The sequence below is a fragment of the Rhizobium giardinii bv. giardinii H152 genome, assembly GCF_000379605.1.
Classification (GTDB): domain Bacteria; phylum Pseudomonadota; class Alphaproteobacteria; order Rhizobiales; family Rhizobiaceae; genus Pararhizobium; species Pararhizobium giardinii.
In genome coordinates, this window is the sequence record NZ_KB902702.1 from 24,902 (window position 1) to 45,899 (window position 20,998).

Sequence of the window (20,998 nt, forward strand, 5' to 3'; positions counted from 1 at the left end):
ATAGCGCAAACCTTTGCATTTCCTTGAGTTTTTGCGAAATAGCGTTCCAATATTGCCGAAAACAATCCAGATTGATATGTTTCAAGCCGGTGTTTAGCGCTAGGCAACAGGTTAGGAATCAAAAAATGACCCTCACCGCAAGGCAAGTTGAGACGATCAGGAAACCGGGCCGTCACGCGGACGGCGACAACCTTTATCTCCGCGTCAGCGAGCGCGACGGCAGAGTATCCAAAAGCTGGGTGTTCATGTGGAAGAGGGACGGGCGGCAACGCGAAATCGGCCTCGGTTCCGCCGCCACCGTTTCGCTCAAAACCGCCCGAGAGCTTGCCAAGGCGACCCACGACAAGATCGCCAAGGGAACTGATCCGCTGAAGGAAAAGCGGGCCGAAAAGGCGACCTTTTCCAAGATCGCCGGGCAATGCATCGAATCCCTTCGGGATACATGGGCCACCGCGAAAACCGCAGATAGCTGGCGCTATCACCTGACCCATCATGCGGGATCGCTTGGCGATAAGGCGGTGCGCGACATCGATACCGCCGATATCCTCGGCGTGCTGAAGCCGCTATGGGGCAGGAAGATCGATACGGCGGACAAGCTCCGCGCGCGCATTGCCCGCGTGCTGGATTTTGCCAAGGCGCATGGGCTCCGCCCCGCCGACAGCCAGAACCCTGCGGCATGGGACGGCCATCTGGAAAACATCCTGCGCCCGCAGGAGGGCGACACGAAGCATCACCCAGCGGTGCCCTATGCCGACATGCCTGCTTTCGTGACGCGGCTCTCGGCCATGCCGGGCTTTTCCTATCGCGGGCTCGAATTGCTGGCGCTGACCGCCACGCGCTACTCTCAAGTGCACCGCGCCGAATGGGCCGAGTTCGACTTCGAAAATCGGCTTTGGACGATCCCGGCGGCGCGCTGCAAAAAGCGCAAGGGAATGGTGCGAAAAGCCCATGTCGTGCCGCTGTCGGACGCCGCGCTGGCCGTGCTGAAACGCATAAGAGCCGAGCTTTCTGATGTCGCCGGCAAGAAGTTGTTCCCCGGCATGGGCAAGGAGCGCATGCGCAAGGACCTTGTCGTTCTGACCGACGGCAAGTATGTCCCGCATGGCTTCCGCTCGTCCTTTTCCGATTGGGCCGCCGACAGGACCGCTTTCCCGGACTGGTTGGTCGAGGAATGCCTCGATCATCTGGTAGGGACGGCCGTCCGCCGCGCCTACCGCCGTGGAGCGCAGGATTTTTCCAAGCGCGAGAAGGTCTTTGCCGCGTGGGGCGGCTATCTGACGCGCAGCGCCGCGAACGACAAGGTCACGGCGCTGAGGGCCGTGCAGTGAGCGATGGCCGCAAGGCGGCGGCGTTTCATTATACAGATGCCGAGCGGAAGGCTCTGGCTGAGGCGGTGCCTGACCCGGACTGGGTCGACAAGCTGGACGATTGGGGGAGGCTAGCCAGCTTTCCGCACCACGAGGAATTCCGGGCCGACAAGGAGGGCTTTATTGCCCGTGCGTTGGAGCCGGTCGCGCGTGAGTGCCTCGCAGAGGAAACTGCCTACCGACCGCCGAAGGAGGAGATTGCTCGTGCGCGCGAGGCTGCCCGCGTTGCGCGGAAACTCCGATCATTGCTGGCGCAGCCAAACACGATTCAGCCCAATTACGCGATCTTGTTCACGGGCCACGATAAAATCTTCGGTCATCTGGACGAAGTGATCGACAATGAAGAGTTGGCTGTCGACGACTTGGCGAGCTACCACGCGGAGGATCCATTTAGTAGCGAGCGTCATCCGGGGTTCAGGCGGTTTGCTGACGCCGCAATCATTTATTGGAGGGTATGGACTGACAAACCTGCTGGTGCCAGCAAGTCAGCAAAAGGCGGTCCGGCGGCGCGGTTCTTGGTTGCTGCCATTAACCCGCTGATCGCCTTTGCCAATCAACGGGGACGTAAACTACGCCACAGGCGCGGGGAGCTGACAGTGGAAGCGGCTGGCGAATTGATCATTGAATTACGGCGTGCGGAACTGCCACTCGACTAGGTGGGGGATTTAGCGGCCAAAAAACGGTTAATTCCCCCTAACTCAATATGGGATTTATGCGCTTCAATCCGGGCTGATTTGCACTAATAGCGGCAACTTGACTTCCACCCTCAAGGTCTGCCGCTCCCCTGGAGGCGCTTCCATGCGAACGGTTGTCCCGATCAAGCTGACGAAAGTCTACATCGGTTATAAATCCGATAGTTCGGTTTATACCCTTCTCGACCGAGACCCGGCCTTCCAGAAGCTGTTCTTCAAGGTTGGCGGCAATGTCCTCTGCTTTGAAGATGAGCTTGTGGCGTACGTTGCCGAGAAACGGGAGACCGCGCGCGCCTATGATGTGCCTGAACCCGAGCCGGTGAAACGCGGCAGAGGCCGCCCGCGCAAGCCGCCTGCCGACGTGCTTGTTGATAGGCGGCCCCCTGAACAAATCACAGAAACCTGAAAAGCCGCTCACGGAGGGGACGCGGCGGCTTCTCGGGTTTTTCAGGGCAGGTTAGATCGCCCGAATATGCCCTCCGACGTCACCCGCGTCAACCTCGTGTCGGCCCATGCAAGGAAACCTGTCATGGACCACGACCACAATATTTCGAACTCACCTGCTCCCCGGCCGCAAGATGTTGCGGTTCAGTCGGAGCAACAGGCAATGCCACAGACCGTGCAGCAACTGGCGACGTACTGGCTGCGACAGCCTGTGTCCGTGCGCCTGCCGAAGGAAGACAAGCGGCATCTATTTTCAATGGAAAGTTGGCCGGAAAGTGTGCCGATCAAGAACCAGGACAAGCTGCGCACGACCAAGATCCACAACCGGCTTCGGGAGATGATGGGGTCATGAACGCGGCTCTTGAAACAGCGCTTGCCTACGCCGCCGAGGGCATCCCGATTTTCCCGTGGCGTGTCGACGGCAACGGCCAGAAAAAGCCGCTTATTCGAGGTGGGCATAAGGCTGCGACAACCGACCAACAGCAGATCCAGAAATGGTGGTCGACATACCCCGACGCCTGGATAGGCTCACCGCTTCCCGGCCGGTGCGTGCTCGACATCGACAAGCACGGCGGCCGGGATGGCGAACTCACCGTGCACCATTACGGCTGGGCCCTCTCAGGCGCCGCGATAGTCGAAACCATGAGCGGCGGCATGCATGCACATTTCAAGGCCAATGGCCGGACACTCAAACGGCTATGCGGCCTGAACTCGCCCCTTCCAAGTATCGACCTCCTCGCCGATGGCGGCTGGTGTGCGCTGCCAACGCCGGGATCGCCATACCGGTTTGTCAATGGGGCCGATCTTTCGACCTGTTCTGAATTGCCGGATGAAATCGCCTCCCGGTGGGCGCCGCTATCGAAGCGGGAACGCGAGCTGCGCGGCGACTGCGACCGGCTGGCCGTGACGGCGGAGGGCGGACGGCGGACGCTGCTGAATGAGCTGGCCTTCAAGTACGGTCTGGCCGTCATTGCCGGCAAGGTCCAGGAACATCACTGGCGTGACTGGCTAACGATTGCCGCCGTGCATTGCGGCCTGCCAGCCGAGGAAAGCGCCAAGACAATAGACGATGCGTGGCACGACGCGCAGGAGAAGGCACAACCAGCGGCTAAGACGACAAAGACGGCGCAGACGGATTTGAGCAGTGACTTCGAGGCCGTCGCCCCGTGGCCGCTGCCGGTAAACGGCGACACCTTGGCGCAGGAGCTTTGCGCCGCGATCCGTACACATGTCGTGCTCGATGAGGCAAGGCTGGTCGGGGTCGCCTTCTGGATTATCGGGACCTACTTCGTCCCGGTTGCCACACATGCGCCGCGGCTGGCGATAACCTCCCCGCGCATGCGCTGCGGCAAGACAACATTGCTCAGGGTGATCGGCGAGCTTGTACCGCGTCCCGTCAACGGTGAGAACCTGTCACCGGCTGTCCTCTACCGGCTGGCTGAGCTGGTGCAGCCAGTGTTCCTGCTTGACGAGGTTGACCAGCAACTGGCCCCCAGTGCGCAGGACCGATCCGCGTTGTTGTCGATCATTAATTCCGGTCACGAGAGGTCCGGCAGGGTCTGGAGGATGTCCGGCGAGGGCGCCGCGATGGTGCCGGTGGGCTACCGCGTATTCGCGTCAATGGCCTTAGCCGGGATCGGCCGGTTCGGCAGCGACGCCTTGCGCGACAGGTGCATCACCATCCCACTTGAGCGGCGATTGCCGGGGGAAGAGACACAACGTTTCGACTACGAGCACCGCGACCGTCTGCATGAGGTCCGGTCAAAGCTGCAACGGTTCGCCGACGACAGCATGAACGTCGTCATGCATGCCGCCGCTATCATTCCGGCCACGCTCAACGACCGGCAACAGGACAATTGGCGCCTGGCGTTGCGCATCGCCGAGGTGATAGGCGGCGCCTGGCCGGACAGGGCCCGGCAGGCGGCTGTCCTGCTTTCCACCCATGCTGACAAAGACGGCGATGATGACGACCTTGGCGTCATGCTGCTCGGCGACTGCCACGCCATCTACGGGGCAACCGAGGCCAAGCCGGACGACTGGGTAAAGACCGGGGTGCTCGTGAACCTTCTAATGAAGATCGAAGAGCACGGCTGGGACGACGCCCAGCATCCGCTGACCGACAGGAAGCTTGCGCGGCTGCTTAAACCGTTCGGCATCCGCTCCGCCGATCATGATTTCAGCCCCGGCAGTCGCACAGGTCGAGACATACGGAAGGGCTATCAGTGGCGACAGTTTGCAGATGTCTGGCGGCGGTATCTCAGGGTACCCCCCTAAACCAAGCGCTACACCGCTACGCCATTGATTTCATTCAGATTTAGCCGCTGCACGGCTCATCTGGTGTAGCGGCTAATCTTCAATAAAAACAATGGTGTAGCGGTGTAGCGGCTAATTTAACCCCCCACCCAGTGTAAAATGGAGAGAAGTTATGAATGTCGATAATCTGTACCCCAGCAACTATGTGCGCAGCGAGGACCTGAAGGGCCGCCGTCACACGCTCACCATCGACCGTATAGCCGTCGAGGATGTCGGTGACGACCGGGACAAGCCGGTGATCTACTTCAAGGGTGCGCGCAAAGGTCTGGTTTTGAACAAGACAAACGCGATGGTGATCGCCGAAGTCTACGGCAAGAACACCGAAAGCTGGTCCGGGCAGCCGCTCGAACTCTACGTTGCTCGTGTCAACTTTCAGGGCCGCATGGTCGACGGCATCCGGGTTGATGTTCCGGCGTTGTCCAAGACGGAAGAGGCGAAACCGGACCAGAAGCCAAACAGCAACCTGCAGGAGGACGACCTGAACGGCAGTCTTCCGTTTTGACAGCCGTTGGCACGTCAGCATCGCCCTGCATGACCCGAGCCGACGGAACCCGCGGGGATGTCGCGCGGACCTGCCGCTAGGCGAAGTCGAGGACTTCATAGTTAGCCAAGGCGAAGCTGTTATCTTCGCGCTTCTGACGCCGGTTAACGGCCATTGGGACAGATGGGGGACAAAGTAGGAAAAGGGCCGGACCCTGACTTAAATGCCGGGGTCCGGCTCCCCATGATCGGGAATTCAATCCATGACTGATGATGATGATGATGATGATGACAATGACGCCGCCAAGATCGGCCAACTGCTCGCCGAGCAACGGCGCACGGCAGAGCGGCTTGATCACATCGAACAGCAGCTCCGGCTGATGGCTGATGGAGCCCTGGTGCAAAGCGCGGAGCCGGAGCCGGATGATGACTTCGCCACGGAAAACGTCGTCGACGCCTCGACCGCCAGCCATCGCTCCGGCTTTTCCAAACCGACCATCCGCCGGTGGGTCCATGACTTTTCAATCGGCTATAAGCGCGGCGGTCGCCTTTTCGTGTCGATCCCGCGCCTTCGCCGTCACACCGGGGACGATAGGTAAGTGTTTCGGACGTTTGAGCCTCTTTTCCGTGAGCGTTTGCTCCTGCACCTTTACGAGGCAGATCAGGGAGTTCGACATGCAGAATGAGTATGCAGGAACAGTCTTGGCCCTCGTGAGAGCCTTGGTGGTCGCGTCGAAATCGGGCGAGACCCTATTGGAGGTCGCCGACCGGTTGCCGATGCCCGCGTCCGCAGCCCGAATTCTTCGCTCAGCGGTGGGTGCTGGATCAATTTCCGATCCGGCGTGGGCGGGCCAGCTTGCTGATCTGGCCGCAGCTTCGTCGATTTTCATGCAGCAACTCGGCGGTCGATCAGCCTTCGCGGCGCTGCTGGACTTGGGCGTCATCACTAAAGCGCCGTTGCGTTCTCGTGTCGGCGCGATTTCCGAAGGCGCAATCGGCGCGGTCAACGCGGAGGGCAAGGCGCGCCCGGTCTCACGAATGAGCTTGAATGGCGACGCCCTCCTGCCGCAACGGGCGGATGCGATTGTCGTGCTGAGCCGGGAGGTCATCGAGAATTCGTCGGCGGCCAGCCAGGCGTTTGTAAGCCGCCAATTACGTCGTGCCGTCGCCAAGGCGCTCGACGTCGGCTTCTTTGACACGCTGCTGACCTCTGCCACGCCGTCATTTTCCAGCACCGGAGACCACCCAACAGACCTGAAAATTCTGCTGGACGCGGTAAACACGGGGGAAGGAAGGCTCGCCTGGATCGCCGCCACCGATGTCGGGAACAGCATTTGTTTGCTCATGGATGGTCGCGGCGATGCCTCGCCGGAGGGCCTTAGTGAATTTGTTGGCCTCACGCTCGCCATCTCGCCCGGCCTCCCCGCCGGAATGCTGGTCTTGATCGACGGTGACCAAGTCGTTGCCGATATCCAATCCCTCGGTATCGATGTTGCGCGTCATGCTGCACTGGAGATGAACGACGCGCCGGTCGGTGACGCCGGAACGCCGACGGCAACGGCCCTGACGTCACTTTGGCAGACGAACGCTGTCGCGATCCGGCTGTCCAGCCTTTTCGGCGCCGCTACCGGGACCGCCGATGCGCTGGCCATCATGACGGACATCACGTGGGGCTCGTTGGCTTCGGGATAATTAGGAGGGTCACATGGCTTTTAACGGCAAGGAATTCGGTGCGGAGATCGTCAGTATCGTCAAGCATTACCTCCGTCAGCAGATGGCGCCGCTTGAGGCGCGCATCGCCTCGCTGGAGGAGGCTCAGGCACGAGGTGACAAGTCCCGGCCCACCGTTCGTGTCGCCGCGCCCACAAGGGTGCAGCCATGATGACGCCCGCTGATATTGAGGCGGTCGATCCCGTCCTTGGTGATGACGGTCGCTCGGTATTCTTTTATGGCCATACACGTGATGAGGATGTGACCTTTCTCTGGTCGGTCTCACTGCCGATGGTGATCGAGGAAGACAAGCTCCTTATCGAGGAATGGCGCGAGGTCGGCTGGTTGCACTGGATGAAGCAAAGTGCCGGACGGGATGGTCTAAGCCAAGAGTGAGCCCGCCCCAGGGGCCTGTCGACTTCGCCGCCGATGCGACGGCGCAGGTGTTGCCGTTCATCGACTTCGGAGCCTGACGACCCTAGTTGACTAAATGCTAAAATTAGGTTGAATTGTGGGTCGGGGGAAACAATTCGCGATTGAAACAATGAGAACTTTCTTTTCGGCCTTCGGGCGAACGGCATTTGATTATCGTTTTGCATATTTCATTCTTGTCTCACATACCGCGCTAATGTCCGGCCTCGTCTGGTATACGGGTGCCGAGCCGCATTTCAGGACGGCGACAACCTATCTTTCATGGTCGTTTACCGCCTTGTTCAATATCGCGGTCTTTTACATGCTTTGGATTCTCGTGCGCCTGTTTTTGCAGGGGCATGAGCACCCGACGTCAGCACTTAGGGGCAGGATGGCCGACCTCTTGTTGCGAGATGACCGGCTGGCGCACGCCACGCATTCGACGGCGATCTTTCTGGCCCTGATCGTTATCTTCGGCAGTGTGAAATCGTCGATCCCGGCAATCAATCCGTTTGGGTGGGATGAAACCTTGATCCGCCTCGACCGGGCAATCTTCGGCGGCGTCGATCCCTACGTCATCACGAGCGGCATTTTCGGCAACACTTACGGCATCACCGTTTTGAACTTCGTCTACAATCTCTGGCTACCCATCTTCATCATTTCGATGATTTGGGCGCCGTGGATCAGCAATCACACGCTGCGTCTCCGCTACATGCTGACGGCGCTGCTGACGTGGTTCATCGGCGGCAATATCATGGCGCTCTATTTTTCCTCGGCCGGGCCATGCTTCGTTCAACTGCTCAATGGCGATCAGACCTTCGTCCCGCTGATGGACATGCTGAAAGGCATTGACGGCGAGACGGGCATGGTATGGGCGCTGTTTGCGCAGAACATGCTCTGGACATCCTATTCGGTCGAGGAGGGCGCTATCTCCGGCATATCGGCGATGCCGAGTATGCATGTGGCCGTGGCGGTGATCATCGCCTGCGTCGCATGGCAGTTTGGCGGCGTGCGGCGCTGGTTCGGGGTGATGTTTGCCGCGTCCATTTTCATCGGATCGATCCAGCTCGGCTGGCATTATGCGAGCGACGGCCTTATCGGCGGATCGCTGGCCCTTCTGTTCTGGAGAGCGTCGGCGGCTCTTGCCTCATGGTCGGACCGTCGACCGGAGGAGATGACCGCCGAGGCGGCCTAACAAATAGTACTTGGTCAATGCATATGTGGACCTGTGTGGGGGGAGGGTCGATGATGAGATTGACGCCGCCACCGGGGCCCGCGCGGGTATAACGCCGGGATTTTTTTCTGGCGTCAAGAAAACTGGCTGGAGGTTTTTCCCGTCCATCATGGAAACGCCAAAAAGCACCGGCGGACGACCCGCTCATCACCCCACTGCAATGCACCGGCGTCTTGTCCAGGTGCTTGCCGCTCAGGGCGTTCCGCAACGGGAAATCTGTCGCGTCCTCGAAATCGACGAAAAGACGTTGCGGAGGCACTTTAGGCATGAGCTGGACATAGGCTCGGCGAAGCTCGAAGCCGCGCTCGTCCTGCATCTTTATCAACTTGCCGGTGGTGGTGATGACGTGGCATTACGGGCGATCAAGTTTGCGTTGCAGGCGCGGTTCGGCTGGTCGCCATATGCCCCGCAACCGTGCTGATCGATATTCTAAGCGTTTTTCGTCATGTCGTTCTTCCTCAACCTGGCGCGTGCAGAGTGTGGGAGAGAAAGGGCGCCCGAAGGCGCCCCAGGTCTGTCATGCGGGCATATAATCGACCGCCGATTAGATTTTGTCAGAGACTTCGTTCCACACCTGCTGGGCTCCTTCGATAACCCAGCAAAGTTGATCGCGGGACGGCCAGCGTGTTGCGTCACCGGTTAATAACTCCGCCAATTCGGGCATCGAATACCCATCAGGGTCTTGGTATATCGCTTCGTAAAGCGCCTTAAGAAGTGTTTCAGCGTCTGGATAGAGCCGCGGCTCTCTATCGAGTTGGCCCGCTAGTTCGGCCACCCTTTCCAGCTCGTCGTACTCGGCGGTTTCCATCGCCCATTCACGCCCGTCCTTGACCCATTCGGGGCGTTGCTCTTCCTCGACCTTCATCCTTGATGCCCGAAGGCGTTCAATGACCGTATTCATGTCATTATCTCCTGTTCATTGGGGGAAAGTTGAAGGGCGGCGGCGCGAGGCCGCCGCCTCTGTCAGTTAAGCATCGTTATCGTGGGCTCGCCCTGTTCGATCCGCATGTAAGCGGCTTCCGCATTCGCGCCGACGACCACGAGGGCTATCGGCAGCTTGAAGCCGTTATCCTCTATACGTGAGGCGACAACTTCCGGCTTGAGACCGCCTTCTCCCGGCCAATAGGCCACGATATAGGCGCTCCCGTTGCTGGCCGCTGCGGTGACATAGAGCGGGCAGGCAAATCCTTCATCAACAACGCAGTGGCGAAGGAATTTGCCAAGATGCTCAGTCAGTTCTGTAGGGGTGGTGTCCTCGGACATACCAAAACCTCCTCAAGTGTTGAGTTTGAAGAGGCAGGTGGCCGTCCCCTGATCACGCTCGTCGGGCCGTCCTACCAGTCAGCTTTGCGATGCCTTGCCGCGACAATCGGAGAGAGGTGTGCCCTCGCTCTCGACGCCCCGTCGTCTGGGATCAGGTCGACGACGGAACTCGGTCTGCATCTGCGACCTGTGCGAAACAATGCCACGGCAACCAAAGCTTGCCAACCCTTCGAAAAGGGGGGAAATAAAAAGTGACCGGAAACGCCACCATGGGGGCGCAGACGGTCCTATCCGCGCCGCGCTTATCTTTAACCTTGCCAAGGCGGAAATCGCGCTGACGGGGCGTCCAGGCGGCAAGCGTTGCCATTACCGCCGCGTAGTAGCTATGCCCCACATTTCTGCGAGCTTATCGAGGCAGGCACGAAGGTCATTTGCCGCGGCGAGCTTGGCGCGTTTGCTGGCACCGGGCTGGACGACTTCGTGGAGAGAGAAGCCTTCGCCGCATATCCGGCATATCAGCCAGTAACCGTTATCACCGAGGACGCGGCGAGTGCGGCGTAGCTCGTCTGCCGCATTCATTTGCCGTTCCGTGATCGGATCGGAGCGCTTGCCACCATCTACATGCTCGCGGCCATAATCGATGGCCGACGCACCTTTGCCACCCATGGCTTCCCATAACGCCCTGAACTTGGTCGCGGCGGCAACCTGTGCGGCATCTATCTTGTTTCTCGACGCCAGCATGGTGATGGCGCTTTCGCGGATGTTGACCACGGCGTTGATGTGCTTGGGATTGGTGGGGTCGCCAGCATGGGCGCGGCTGTAGAACGGGTTTTCGACGGTCACGCCGCGCAATGATCGGTGTGGATCGGCGGTGGGTTTTCTTTTCGAGGGCGCGGGCATGCTGCAAAGAATGCCAGATGACAAATTTCCAGGCTAGGCAACACGCTAGGCAAAATTAGGCGGAATTTATTTTAACAGTAAAAGCAAAATGTTATTGGCAGTAGGACGCCGGAAAATGGATCCCCTCCGTCCTTCTGGGGCGGGCGTGCCTGTGGGGCACACNTGTCGGGNCAGGACGCGTGACGTACCGGAGCTGCGATGCTGAATGCCGGCACCGGAGACTGCGCCACGAAGTCGTCGCGAGGCAGAGGGTCCGAAGTCGGGGTCTGTAGGGGGGGAAAGCTCCCGAGAGAACGCCAAACGGGGCGCTGGAAGGCGTCACATATACTTATTCGTTAGCGACGGCTTCCAGTGCCCCGTCCGGATGAACTCTTGTCGAAACCACGGTGGAAACACGCGGGGACGTTGCCGGCCGCCATGTTGTTCCCCAAGCAAAGAAAGCGCAGCCATGTCCCATAGTCCGCCGCCCCTCAGTCCGGATCTCAAGGTGTTTTTTCGCGTAGCTGCGACAGCCTGGCTCAATCATGCCTTTTGCCGAGTGCGCCGATGCCGCCGAGACGGTCAATGCCTTGCAAGGCTGGCCGCAAACGGAGAGGTTCAGTGCTTCCGTCAGATGAAAAATGCGGATGTCGACGAAATGATGAATTTTCTGGCCAATACCGTCGAACTTTCGACGCCCGACCGATTGGCGGCGAGCCTCGCTAGGGCGAAAACGCAGGAGGAGCGCGAGATGATTGAATTCAGGTACTGGCTGTTTCGCCACTATCATTCGGAAATGGTAAAGGCGGGGCTGAGATCCGTCACCCCCGAAAGGCAGTGACTTCGATCTCGATCAGCATTTCCGGGCGGATCAGGTCGCAGACCACCATCGTCGCTGCCGGGCGGATCTCGGAGAAAGTTTCGCCCAGAATAGGAAATACCACATCGGCCAAGGCCGCATCGGTGACGTAGTAGTGATTGCGCACCACGTCCTTCAGCGAAAACCCGGCTTCCGCCAGCGCGCCTTCGATCGTCTTCAGGCAGTTGCGGGTCTGCTCTTCCACCGTCTCCGGCATGGTCATGGTGGCATAGTCGTAGCCGGTCGTACCGGAAACGAAGCACCAGTCACCCTGCACGAGCGCACGCGAATAGCCCGCCGTCCTTTCGAACGGCGAGCCGGAAGAGATCAGCTTGCGCGGGCTCCGCACCGGGTCTCAGGCCCAGGGATGCGAAGCGGCATTGGCCTTCTCGAATGTATCGATGGCGGAGGCCTTCTCCAGCGTCAGGCCGATATCGTCGAGGCCGTTCAGCATGCAGTGACGCTTGAATTCGTCGAGCTCAAAGGTGATCTTGCCGCCGTCCGGACCGGTGATTTCCTGGGCTTCCAGGTCGACCGTCAGGATGGCGTTGGAGCCGCGGCTGGCGTCATCCATCAGCTTTTCCAGGTCTTCCGGAGAGACCACGACCGGCAGGATGCCGTTCTTGAAACAGTTGTTGTAGAAGATGTCGGCGAACGAGGTCGAGATGACGCAGCGGATACCGAAGTCGAGCAGGGCCCAGGGCGCATGTTCGCGCGACGAGCCGCAGCCGAAATTGTCGCCGGCAACCAGGATCTTGGCGTTCTGGTAGGCGGGCTTGTTGAGCACGAAATCCGGATTGACCGAGCCGTCCTCGTTGTAGCGGGCTTCGGCGAACAGTCCGGTGCCAAGGCCGGTGCGCTTGATCGTCTTCAGGTAATCCTTCGGAATGATCATGTCCGTGTCGATATTGACGACGGGAAGGGGCGCGGCAACGCCGGTGAGCTTGACGAACTTGTCCATGGCAATGGCCTTCGATTTCAACGGGACGGAAAAATTTCCGCCCAGCGTTTAGAGCAATTTTACGCCGAAATGAAGGAAAATCTGACGCAGGGGCGGCGGAAGCCGGCGTCCAGTCCTCAGAGATCGATGATCGTGCCGCGTCCGTCGTTCCAGATGCGCGGTTCGCGCTGCGGCTGGCGAGGTGCGCGGTTGGCGGTTGCGCGCACCGGCTTCGGCGAAAGCCGCGCGGAAATGGCGCTGCCGATAAGAAGCACGGTCGCGATGCCGGCGAGCGCCAGGCCGAGCGAAGCCGTGAACACCAGCGCCATCAGCGTGAACGCGATGCCGGCGGCCGTGAGGAGGAGAGAGCGAATGCTTTGCATGATCGTCACCTTTCGTTAGCTGAAATGTGGGCCCGCCGGCCCCGCCTTGCAAGACCTTCTTTGGTATTGCCCTGCCTGCTGACAGGTCTGCCTTGCGAAAACGGCGAAAGACGGGCACAAAAGCCGCATGAATTCAGTTGCCGCCCGCCATCCCGCCCGCCTGCGCCGCTCGGTGCTCTGCGTGCCTGCCGACAATGGCCGCGCGCTAACCAAGGTCTCCACGCTTGCCTGCGACGCGGTGATCTACGATCTCGAGGATGCCGTTTCCGTCGACAACAAGGCCGCCGCCCGCCGGACGCTTGCCGATCATCTTGCCCGCAAACGGCGCAGCGATATCGAAGTGATCGTCCGCATCAACGGCCTGAAAACCCCCTTCGGCGAAAAGGATCTGGCTGCGGTGCTTCCGCTTGCGCCCGATGCCATCCTGCTGCCCAAGGTGGAAAGCCCGCAGGATATCCTGGCGGTCGCGGACGTGCTGTCGGAAAACGACGCGCCGGATGCCGTGCGCCTCTGGGCGATGATCGAGACCCCGCACGGGGTGCTCAATGCCGCTGCCATCGCCGAGACCGGCCGCACGCGCGGCGGCAGGCTCGATTGCCTGGTGCCGGGCCTCAACGATCTGCGCAAGGAAACCGGTGTGGCCGCCTTGCCGGGCCGCACCTATCTCGTGCCGTGGCTGATGCAGATCCTGCTCGCCGGCCGCAGCTGCGGTCTCGATGTCATCGACGCCGTCTTCAACAATATCAGCGATACGGCCGGGTTCGCTGCGGAATGCGCCGAGGGCCGCGACATGGGTTTCGACGGCAAGATGCTGATCCACCCGGCCCAGATCGGCCCCGCAAACGACCATTTCGGGGTCGATGCCGCCGCCGTCACCGAGGCCAGAGCCATCATTGATGCCTTCGCGCTCCCGGAAAACCGCGACAAGGGCGTCATCAATCTCAATGGCCTGATGGTCGAACGCCTGCATCTCGAGCAGGCCCTGCGCCTCGCCGCAAAGGCAGAGGCCATTCAGCGTAAAAGGACGTGAAGCATGAAACTCTACCGCTTTCTTACCGGCACGGACGATGCCGCATTCTGCCACCGCGTCACCGACGCCCTCAACAAGGGCTGGTCGCTGCATGGCTCGCCGGCGCTTTCCTTCAACAGCCAGACGGGCCAGCCGATGACCGGACAGGCGATCGTCAAGGAGGTCGAGGGCAAGGACTATCACCCCGACATGAAACTCTCCGAGCAGTGAAATGAAAAGCGCCGCGCATCATGTGATACGCGGCGCTTTTCATGGGTCCTTCGGGCGGTTTAACCGCCCACATGCTCGACGCTTGCCTCGATCCGCTCCATGTCGTCGTCGGACAGGCCGAAATGATGGCCGATCTCGTGGATCAGCACATGGGTGACGATGTCGCCCAGCGTCTCCTCGTTTTCCGCCCAGTAATCGAGGATCGGCCGGCGGTAGAGGATGATCCGGTTCGGCACCTGGCCGGTCTCCATGCTGAAGCGCTCGCCGATGCCGCGTCCTTCGAACAGGCCCAGGAGGTCGAAGGGCGTCTCCAGCGCCATGTCCTCGAAGACGTCCTCGGTCGGAAAGTCGTCGATCTCGATGGTGAGGTTGGTGGCAAGCGCCCGGAATTCCTCCGGCAGATGGCTGTAGGCCTCCAGTGCCAGGGATTCGAATGTGCTGATTGTCGGCGCATGACGTTCACGCCAATCATCGGTTTGGTCTATGCGGGCCATGGGCACTCCTTGCTGCCCCTTGATATAGCCATTTCATCAGCGTTTTTCGAGGGTTGAATTTTGATGCGTCCTGTCAAGGAATAAATTCTTATAAAATACCGTTGACTCTTCTCCGAAGCTCTGGAATCAATAAGAACATAACAGGAACAATCTGGATTGGAGTAACGTCATGGTGCAGGCGCCCATGGCGCGTGAGCAGCTTTTTGCGCTCCGTGAAGAGATAGCAAGGCTGGAAGGCAAACCGGTCCCCGCCATGGCGGCGGCGAGACAGGAGGCCTTGGCCGAACGGGGCGGCAGGGACAGGGAAAAGCCTCGCCTGCCGCTGGGCGTGACGATGCTGGATGAGGCGTTGGAGGGTGGCGTGCCGCTCGACGGATTGTCGGAAATCCGCTCGTCTTGTCTGCGCGATGCGACGGCCTCGGCCGGTTTTGCCCTGGCGCTTTCCGCCCTCATGCAAAAACAGGCGACGGCCGATGCCACGCCGATCCTCTGGATCGCCGACAGGGTCACGTCGATGGAGACGGGCGTGCCTTATGCGTTGGGGCTCAAGGATTTCGGCCTCGATCCGCAGCGTTTCCTTCATGCGGCACCGCGCAAGCTGGACGAGGCCCTCTGGCTTGCCGAAACGGCGGTCGAAAGCGGCGCCTTCGCCGTCACCCTGTTGGAGGTCAAGGGCAATCCCGCGCATTTCGGCCTGACCGAAAGCCGGAGGCTCAGTCTCAGGGCAAGGGCGGCTGGGCGACCGCTCCTCCTGTTGCGGCAATCCGGAGAAGAGGAGGCAAGCAGTACTGCCTTCCGGTTTCTCGTGGAACCCGCGCCTGCGGCCATCCGGCTTTTGCCGGACCGGTCGATGCTTGACGGCAGCATCGGCCATCCGGTTTTCCGTCTCACCCTGGAGAAGAGCCGAAATCCGGCGCCTCTCTCCCTCATTCTGGAGTGGAATCCCCATGACCGTCAGTTTTTCCCCGCCCGCGAGCCGGAATATGCTCGGCCTCCGCTCAAGCGCACAGCGCATCCTGGCTCTCGCCTTTCCGCATCTCTCAACCGACCGGATCGCCCGCAGGAAATGGGGTCCGTCATGGCGTTCGACCAGGCGTCCTGAGGCCCAACCCCTCGTCTGCTCCGGCCGGCTCAACAATGCCATGCGGCTGACGGCCCTCGACGAGGCCGCCGAAGCGATCGGCCTTAGGAAAAATCAGGCTGTGGCGGAAGCGCGGGCCATCTGTCCGAAGCTTGATGTCGTCGAGGAGGATCCGGCGGCCGATCGCCGCCTGCTCGACGGTATCGCCGACTGGTGCGACCGCTATACGCCCCTGGTGGCCCTTGATGGCCGTGACGGGCTGTTTCTCGATATCACCGGCTGCACCCATCTTTTCGGCGGCGAGAAGGCGCTGCTCCAGGATGTCCTGTCGCGGCTCTTCCAGATGGGGATCGATGCGCGCGGCGCCATCTCGTCCGCGCCCGGTCTTTCCTGGGGGATCGCCCGCTTCGGCAATGGCGACGTCATTGCCGACGAAGAGATGGAGCTTGTACTTTCACCCCTGCCGGTTGCCGCGCTGCGACTGGAGGAGGAGACCGTCGCCGCGTTGCAGAAGCTCGGCTTGAAACAGGTCGGCGATCTTATCCATGCGCCGCGTGCGCCGCTGGCGCGCCGCTTCGGAGCGCATCTGCTGTTGCGGCTCGATCAGGCGCTTGGCCTTGACGAGGAGCCGGTCTCGCCGCGCCGGCCCGTTGCCAGCCTTTCCGCCGAACGCCGCTTGGCCGAGCCCGTTCAGGCGGAAGAAGACATCCTGCATCTGACCGGGCAGATCGCCCTGTCGCTGAAAACCAGCCTGGAGGAGCGTGGCGCGGGTGGACGGGCTTTCGAGCTCGTGCTGTTCCGGGTCGATGGCCGGGTCTTTCGGGTCGCGGCCGGCGCCTCGCAGCCGCTGCGCGATCCCAGGCGCATCGCCGCGCTCTTTTCCGAACGTCTTCAGGCGGTTCATGACGATCTCGATGCCGGTTATGGTTTCGAGATCCTGCGGCTGAACGTCACGCGCCATGAAGCCTTCGATGCCGCGCAGGAGGATTTCGCTGGCGACCGGCAAAAGAATGTTTCCCTCGCAGGCTTCGTCGACCGCGTCTCGGCCCGCCTCGGCGAAGATTGTCTGCAGAGTTTTCACCTGTGTGAAAGCCATGTGCCGGAACGGGCGGTGATCGCTGCTCCTGCCATCCGCACGCTGTCTTCCGGCAAGGGGCCGGAGAACAGCGGTGTCTCCTGGTCCCGCGGCGAGCGGCCGCTCAGGCTGTTCCCGAGGCCGGAAGCGGTGGAGGTTTCCTTGGCGGAAGTGCCGGAGGGCCCGCCGGAAAGCTTCCGCTGGCGGCGCATGCTGCACCGCGTCTCGCGCAGCGAGGGACCGGAGCGGCTTGCCATGGAATGGTGGATCGATGGCCCTGACGCTGGCGCACGGGATTATTTCCGCATCGAGGACGACACCGGCCATCGTTTCTGGATCTATCGCGAAGGCCTTTACGGCCAGCTGCCACCGCCGCGCTGGTTCATGCATGGGATTTTCGCATGAACCCCGTCCCGCGTTTTTTCGAGATCGGCGCCCGGACGAATTTCTCCTTTCTCGAAGGGGCGTCCAAGCCGGAGGAAATGGTAATCCAGGCCGCGTTGCTGAAACTCGCGGGTCTCGGGATCGCCGACCGGAATTCGGTCGCCGGCGTTGTCCGGGCTCATGCGCAGATCCGGGCGCTGGAGGAAAACTATGAAAGGACTGTCGCGGAAAACCGGGAGCGCCGCGAAAAGGGGCAGGCGGAAGAGAAACCCGTGAAGCCGGTTCCCTTCCAGCCGGGCGCAAGGCTGGTCTTTTCCGATGGCACGCCGGATATCCTTGCCTTCCCGCAAAACAGGAAGGGCTGGGCTCATCTCTGCCGCCTGCTGAGCGCCGGAAATCTCAGAACCCAGAAGGGTTCGTGCATCCTCACCGAGGCGGACCTTGCCGAATGGGGAGACGAGATGATGCTCGCCCTCGTTGCCAATCCCGCTTTGCTTGGTGATTCCGGCGAGCAGGAAAAGCTGGAAGACTGCCTTGCGCGCCTGAGGAAACGCTTTCGCGACAAACTCCATCTGCTGCTTTCCCCGTCCTATGGTGGCCGGGATGCCGAGGTGTTCGCAAATTTTTCCGTACTGGCCGCCCGCAACCGCATTCCGCTGATGGCGAGCAACCAGCCGCTCTACCACCACCCCGCCCGCCGTCCCCTGTCCGATATCGTCACCGCCATCCGCGAGCATGTGACGATATCGGAAGCCGGCTTCCGGCTGGCCCCCAATGCGGAACGCTATCTCAAGGATGGACGCGAGATGACGCGCCTGTTTTGCGATTATCCAATGGCGGTCGCCAATACTGAAACGTTCTTCAGGCGCCTGTCCTTCTCGCTGGACGAGCTCAGCCACAATTATCCGGACGAAGGCGTCGAAGGCGAGACGCCATCGCAGACGCTGGCGCGCCTGACCTGGGAAGGGGCGCGCGACCGATACCGAAAAGGCATTCCTGACAAGGTGTCGAAGCAAATCATCTACGAACTCGATCTCATCGCGAAGATGAAATACGAGCATTATTTCCTGACGGTGCGCAACATCGTCCATCACGCCCGCTATACGCTGAAAATCCTCTGCCAGGGGCGCGGGTCCGCCGCCAATTCCGTCATCTGTTTCTGCCTCGGCATCACGGAAGTCGATCCCACCTTGACGACGCTTCTGTTCGAGCGGTTCATTTCGACGGAGCGCAACGAGCCGCCGGATATCGATGTCGATTTCGAGCATGAACGCCGCGAAGAGGTGATCCAGCACATCTATGAGAAATACGGCATCGAACATGCCGGCCTGACGGCGGCGGTGACGAGCTACCGTGCCCGATCGGCCGGCCGCGAAGTGGCCAAGGCCTTCGGCCTGTCGGAAGATGTGCAATCGGCCCTTGCCAGCACGGTCTGGGGCTGGTCGGCGGCGGATCTGACGGAACGGGAGGCGAGAGCGGCCGGGCTCGATCTTTCCGATCCGACGACGAGGGATGTCCTCAAATATGCGACCGAACTGATGGGTTTTCCGCGGCACCTGACCCAGCATGTCGGCGGTTTCGTCATCACGCGCGACCGGCTGGACGAGGTCATGCCGATCATGCCGACGGCCATGCCCAATCGCTACATGGTCGAATGGGACAAGGATGATCTGGATACGATCGGCATCCTGAAGATCGACATTCTCGCTCTTGGAATGCTCACCTGCCTGAAAAAGGCGTTCGGCCTCCTGGACACGCATTACGGTCGTCAGATCACGCTTGGCGGCTTCGGCGACATGGCGGACGAGGCGATCTATGCAATGATCTGCCGGGCGGACACGGTCGGCGTCTTCCAGATCGAAAGCCGCGCGCAAATGAGCATGCTGCCGCGGCTGAGGCCGGAAAGATTCTACGATCTTGTCGTGGAGGTGGCGATCGTCCGGCCGGGTCCCATCCAGGGAAACATGGTCCATCCCTATCTCAAGCGCCGGGAGGATCAGCGCAACAACAGGCCCATCGACTATCAGAAGCCGGAGCTCAAGGCGGTTCTGGAAAGAACGCTGGGCGTTCCGCTCTTTCAGGAGCAGGCAATGCAGATCGCCATTACCGCGGCAGGCTTTCCTCCCGCAAAAGCCGACAGGCTGCGGCGCTCGATGGCGACATTCAAGCGGTCGGGACAGGTCAATTCCTTCAAGAAGGACATGATCGACGGCATGGTCGGGAACGGTTACCCGCGCGACTTTGCCGAACGCTGCTTCAGCCAGATCGAAGGCTTTGGCGAATACGGCTTTCCGGAAAGCCACGCGGCTTCCTTTGCCCTGCTTGTCTACGCCTCCTGCTGGGTCAAGGTCTATTATCCCGATGTCTTCTGTGCGGCGCTTTTGAATTCGCAGCCGATGGGATTTTATGCGCCGGCGCAGCTGGTGCGCGATGCGCGCGAGCATGGCGTCGAGATGCGCCCCGTCGATATCAATCATTCCAAATGGGATTGCCTTCTCGAGGATGCCGACTTCGACAGGGAGGCGATCGACCGACGCCATGTGTCCATGCGGGATATCATCAGGACGAAGAGGGCGGTGCGTCTCGGCTTCCGGCAGGTCAAGGGTCTTTCCGAGGCCGACATGGTCACGCTCGTCGAACAGCGCGGCCAGGGTTATGCCTCCGTGCGCGATCTGTGGCTGCGGTCGGGGTTGCAGAAATCCGACATCGAGCGGCTGGCGGATGCCGATGCCTTCCGGTCGATCGGGCTGTCGCGACGCGAGGCGCTCTGGGCCGTGCGGGCGCTCGATTCGAAGAATGCCGCGGAGAAACTGCCGCTGTTCGACCGCGCGGATCACGCCGATCTTCAGGTCGAGCCGGAGACCTCTCTGCCGGAAATGCTGCCGGGCGAGCAGGTGATCGAGGATTACCGCTATCTCTCCCTGTCCCTGAAGGCACATCCCGTTTCATTCCTGCGAAGCGACTTCGAAAAAAACAACATTATCAGGAACAGGGATCTGCTGGCGGTGCCCAATGGGCGGCGCGTCACCATTGCCGGGCTCGTGCTGGTGCGCCAGCGACCCGGCTCCGCCAAGGGGGTGATCTTCATGACACTGGAAGACGAGACGGGTGTTGCCAACGCCATCGTCTGGAACAAGACATTCGACCGGTTCCGCTCCGTCGTCATGGGCGCCCGGCTGGTGAAGATCACGGGCAGGCTCCAGAGCGAAAGCGGGGTGATCCACGTTGTGGTCGATCAGATCGAGGACCTGACGCCGATGCTTGGCCTGCTGCAACGCGAGGCCCGTCGTTTTGGCGTGTCGGACCGGTCGGACGAAGCCCTGCGGCCGACCGCCGACCATCGACAGAAGAAACGGGTGACTGTAGCGGCGCATTTCGGGAAGGGCGGAAAAGCGGCTCGCACCGAGGTCGCCGAGACCGCCAGCGTCATGCCGAAGGGGAGGAATTTTCATTGATGCCGCCCAAGGCGGGCAGCGGCTGGAAGCGGCCTGCATAACCGCGCCCATTTCACCATCGTGGCGCGCGTCGGACGGCTCAAAAGGCGTCTGTAATAAAATTTGTACGGCATTCTTGCCGCTCAAGAAATTTTGAAGAGGATCGGAAGAGGCGGCTCTGCGTCGCTCCGGCAAGATTAAGTCAATGAAAATTCGATATTTTTAATCAAGTTTAGAATGACTCTAAGATTTGGCTGCCAAAAGGCGGCCCGGACATTTTTGTTGACAGTAAATATCCGCTTTTGCTTTATGAAG

At 60.7% G+C, this 20,998-nt stretch carries 25 protein-coding genes; 17 read left to right on the top strand and 8 right to left on the bottom strand.

Going from position 1 to position 20,998, the window contains the following annotated elements; translation table 11 throughout:
* Positions 1–125: 125 nt before the first annotated feature.
* From A3AY_RS36100 to A3AY_RS41250, 12 genes are all read left to right on the top strand, one after another.
* Positions 126–1,328 (top strand): tyrosine-type recombinase/integrase, encoded by a 1,203-nt coding sequence (locus tag A3AY_RS36100; RefSeq protein WP_018328379.1) that lies wholly within the window; start codon positions 126–128, stop codon positions 1,326–1,328.
* Positions 1,325–2,023, top strand: coding sequence for a hypothetical protein (locus A3AY_RS0124835; protein WP_018328380.1), 699 nt, complete (start codon positions 1,325–1,327; stop codon positions 2,021–2,023). The genes A3AY_RS36100 and A3AY_RS0124835 overlap by 4 nt, the downstream gene beginning before the upstream one ends.
* Positions 2,024–2,165: 142 nt before the next feature.
* Positions 2,166–2,465 (top strand): hypothetical protein, encoded by a 300-nt coding sequence (locus A3AY_RS0124840; RefSeq protein WP_018328381.1) that lies wholly within the window; start codon positions 2,166–2,168, stop codon positions 2,463–2,465.
* A gap of 123 nt (positions 2,466–2,588) precedes the next feature.
* Complete coding sequence (locus tag A3AY_RS0124845) at positions 2,589–2,855, top strand: hypothetical protein (protein ID WP_018328382.1); 267 nt, start codon at positions 2,589–2,591, stop codon at positions 2,853–2,855.
* A complete protein-coding gene (locus A3AY_RS0124850; protein WP_018328383.1) occupies positions 2,852–4,777 on the top strand; it encodes a DUF3631 domain-containing protein in 1,926 nt (641 codons plus the stop codon). The genes A3AY_RS0124845 and A3AY_RS0124850 overlap by 4 nt, the downstream gene beginning before the upstream one ends.
* Positions 4,778–4,928: 151 nt before the next feature.
* Positions 4,929–5,318: a hypothetical protein gene (locus tag A3AY_RS0124855; RefSeq protein ID WP_018328384.1), complete on the top strand. Its 390-nt coding sequence runs from the start codon at positions 4,929–4,931 to the stop codon at positions 5,316–5,318.
* Between the two features lie 241 nt (positions 5,319–5,559).
* The gene (locus tag A3AY_RS0124860) at positions 5,560–5,895 is read left to right on the top strand and encodes a hypothetical protein (protein ID WP_018328385.1); all 336 of its coding nucleotides are present in this window, start codon (positions 5,560–5,562) and stop codon (positions 5,893–5,895) included.
* A 76-nt stretch (positions 5,896–5,971) separates the two neighbouring features.
* Positions 5,972–6,988, top strand: a complete 1,017-nt coding sequence (locus A3AY_RS0124865) for a hypothetical protein (protein ID WP_018328386.1) — start codon at positions 5,972–5,974, stop codon at positions 6,986–6,988.
* A gap of 13 nt (positions 6,989–7,001) precedes the next feature.
* Positions 7,002–7,178 (top strand): hypothetical protein, encoded by a 177-nt coding sequence (locus A3AY_RS39860; protein WP_018328387.1) that lies wholly within the window; start codon positions 7,002–7,004, stop codon positions 7,176–7,178.
* Positions 7,175–7,402 (top strand): hypothetical protein, encoded by a 228-nt coding sequence (locus A3AY_RS0124875; RefSeq protein WP_026203797.1) that lies wholly within the window; start codon positions 7,175–7,177, stop codon positions 7,400–7,402. Before A3AY_RS39860 ends, A3AY_RS0124875 begins: the two co-directional genes overlap by 4 nt.
* A 148-nt stretch (positions 7,403–7,550) precedes the next feature.
* Positions 7,551–8,612 (top strand): phosphatase PAP2 family protein, encoded by a 1,062-nt coding sequence (locus A3AY_RS37180; protein ID WP_018328389.1) that lies wholly within the window; start codon positions 7,551–7,553, stop codon positions 8,610–8,612.
* A gap of 10 nt (positions 8,613–8,622) precedes the next feature.
* Positions 8,623–9,072 (top strand): hypothetical protein, encoded by a 450-nt coding sequence (locus tag A3AY_RS41250; protein ID WP_018328390.1) that lies wholly within the window; start codon positions 8,623–8,625, stop codon positions 9,070–9,072.
* Positions 9,073–9,195: 123 nt separating this feature from the next.
* On the opposite strand, the gene A3AY_RS0124890 is transcribed toward A3AY_RS41250, so the two are convergent.
* The 7 genes from A3AY_RS0124890 to A3AY_RS0124920 all read right to left on the bottom strand — a co-directional run bounded on the left by A3AY_RS0124890 (position 9,196) and on the right by A3AY_RS0124920 (position 12,975).
* Positions 9,196–9,552, bottom strand: a complete 357-nt coding sequence (locus A3AY_RS0124890) for a hypothetical protein (RefSeq protein WP_018328391.1) — start codon at positions 9,550–9,552, stop codon at positions 9,196–9,198.
* Between the two features lie 62 nt (positions 9,553–9,614).
* A complete protein-coding gene (locus A3AY_RS0124895; RefSeq protein WP_018328392.1) occupies positions 9,615–9,914 on the bottom strand; it encodes a hypothetical protein in 300 nt (99 codons plus the stop codon).
* A 366-nt stretch (positions 9,915–10,280) separates the two neighbouring features.
* Entirely contained in the window at positions 10,281–10,814 is a 534-nt protein-coding gene (locus A3AY_RS0124900; RefSeq protein WP_026203799.1) for a hypothetical protein, read from the bottom strand.
* 328 nt (positions 10,815–11,142) lie between these two features.
* Positions 11,143–11,577, bottom strand: coding sequence for a hypothetical protein (locus A3AY_RS39420; RefSeq protein WP_154663334.1), 435 nt, complete (start codon positions 11,575–11,577; stop codon positions 11,143–11,145).
* Between the two features lie 37 nt (positions 11,578–11,614).
* Positions 11,615–12,001, bottom strand: a complete 387-nt coding sequence (locus tag A3AY_RS0124910) for a RidA family protein (protein WP_018328395.1) — start codon at positions 11,999–12,001, stop codon at positions 11,615–11,617.
* 6 nt (positions 12,002–12,007) lie between these two features.
* Positions 12,008–12,613 (bottom strand): 3-isopropylmalate dehydratase small subunit, encoded by a 606-nt coding sequence (gene leuD, locus A3AY_RS0124915; RefSeq protein ID WP_026203800.1) that lies wholly within the window; start codon positions 12,611–12,613, stop codon positions 12,008–12,010.
* A 116-nt stretch (positions 12,614–12,729) separates the two neighbouring features.
* Positions 12,730–12,975: a hypothetical protein gene (locus tag A3AY_RS0124920; RefSeq protein WP_018328397.1), complete on the bottom strand. Its 246-nt coding sequence runs from the start codon at positions 12,973–12,975 to the stop codon at positions 12,730–12,732.
* Positions 12,976–13,102: 127 nt separating this feature from the next.
* On the opposite strand from A3AY_RS0124920, the gene A3AY_RS0124925 reads away from it, so the two are divergent.
* Together A3AY_RS0124925 and A3AY_RS0124930 are read left to right on the top strand one after the other, a co-directional pair.
* Positions 13,103–14,005 (top strand): HpcH/HpaI aldolase/citrate lyase family protein, encoded by a 903-nt coding sequence (locus tag A3AY_RS0124925; protein ID WP_018328398.1) that lies wholly within the window; start codon positions 13,103–13,105, stop codon positions 14,003–14,005.
* Between the two features lie 3 nt (positions 14,006–14,008).
* The gene (locus A3AY_RS0124930; RefSeq protein ID WP_018328399.1) at positions 14,009–14,215 is read left to right on the top strand and encodes a DUF1737 domain-containing protein; all 207 of its coding nucleotides are present in this window, start codon (positions 14,009–14,011) and stop codon (positions 14,213–14,215) included.
* 59 nt (positions 14,216–14,274) lie between these two features.
* Here the strand turns inward: A3AY_RS0124930 and A3AY_RS0124935 are convergent, their stop codons facing one another.
* The gene (locus A3AY_RS0124935; protein WP_018328400.1) at positions 14,275–14,709 is read right to left on the bottom strand and encodes a metallopeptidase family protein; all 435 of its coding nucleotides are present in this window, start codon (positions 14,707–14,709) and stop codon (positions 14,275–14,277) included.
* 169 nt (positions 14,710–14,878) lie between these two features.
* Between A3AY_RS0124935 and A3AY_RS40755 the strand changes: the two genes are divergently transcribed.
* From A3AY_RS40755 to A3AY_RS0124950, 3 genes are read left to right on the top strand one after another with little or no spacing between them, the layout of a single operon-like run.
* The gene (locus A3AY_RS40755; RefSeq protein ID WP_018328401.1) at positions 14,879–15,811 is read left to right on the top strand and encodes an ImuA family protein; all 933 of its coding nucleotides are present in this window, start codon (positions 14,879–14,881) and stop codon (positions 15,809–15,811) included.
* 40 nt (positions 15,812–15,851) lie between these two features.
* On the top strand, positions 15,852–17,270 hold the full coding sequence (locus tag A3AY_RS0124945; RefSeq protein WP_018328402.1) for a Y-family DNA polymerase: 1,419 nt from the start codon (positions 15,852–15,854) through the stop codon (positions 17,268–17,270).
* Positions 17,267–20,704 (top strand): error-prone DNA polymerase, encoded by a 3,438-nt coding sequence (locus A3AY_RS0124950; RefSeq protein WP_018328403.1) that lies wholly within the window; start codon positions 17,267–17,269, stop codon positions 20,702–20,704. Before A3AY_RS0124945 ends, A3AY_RS0124950 begins: the two co-directional genes overlap by 4 nt.
* Positions 20,705–20,998 lie beyond the last annotated feature (294 nt).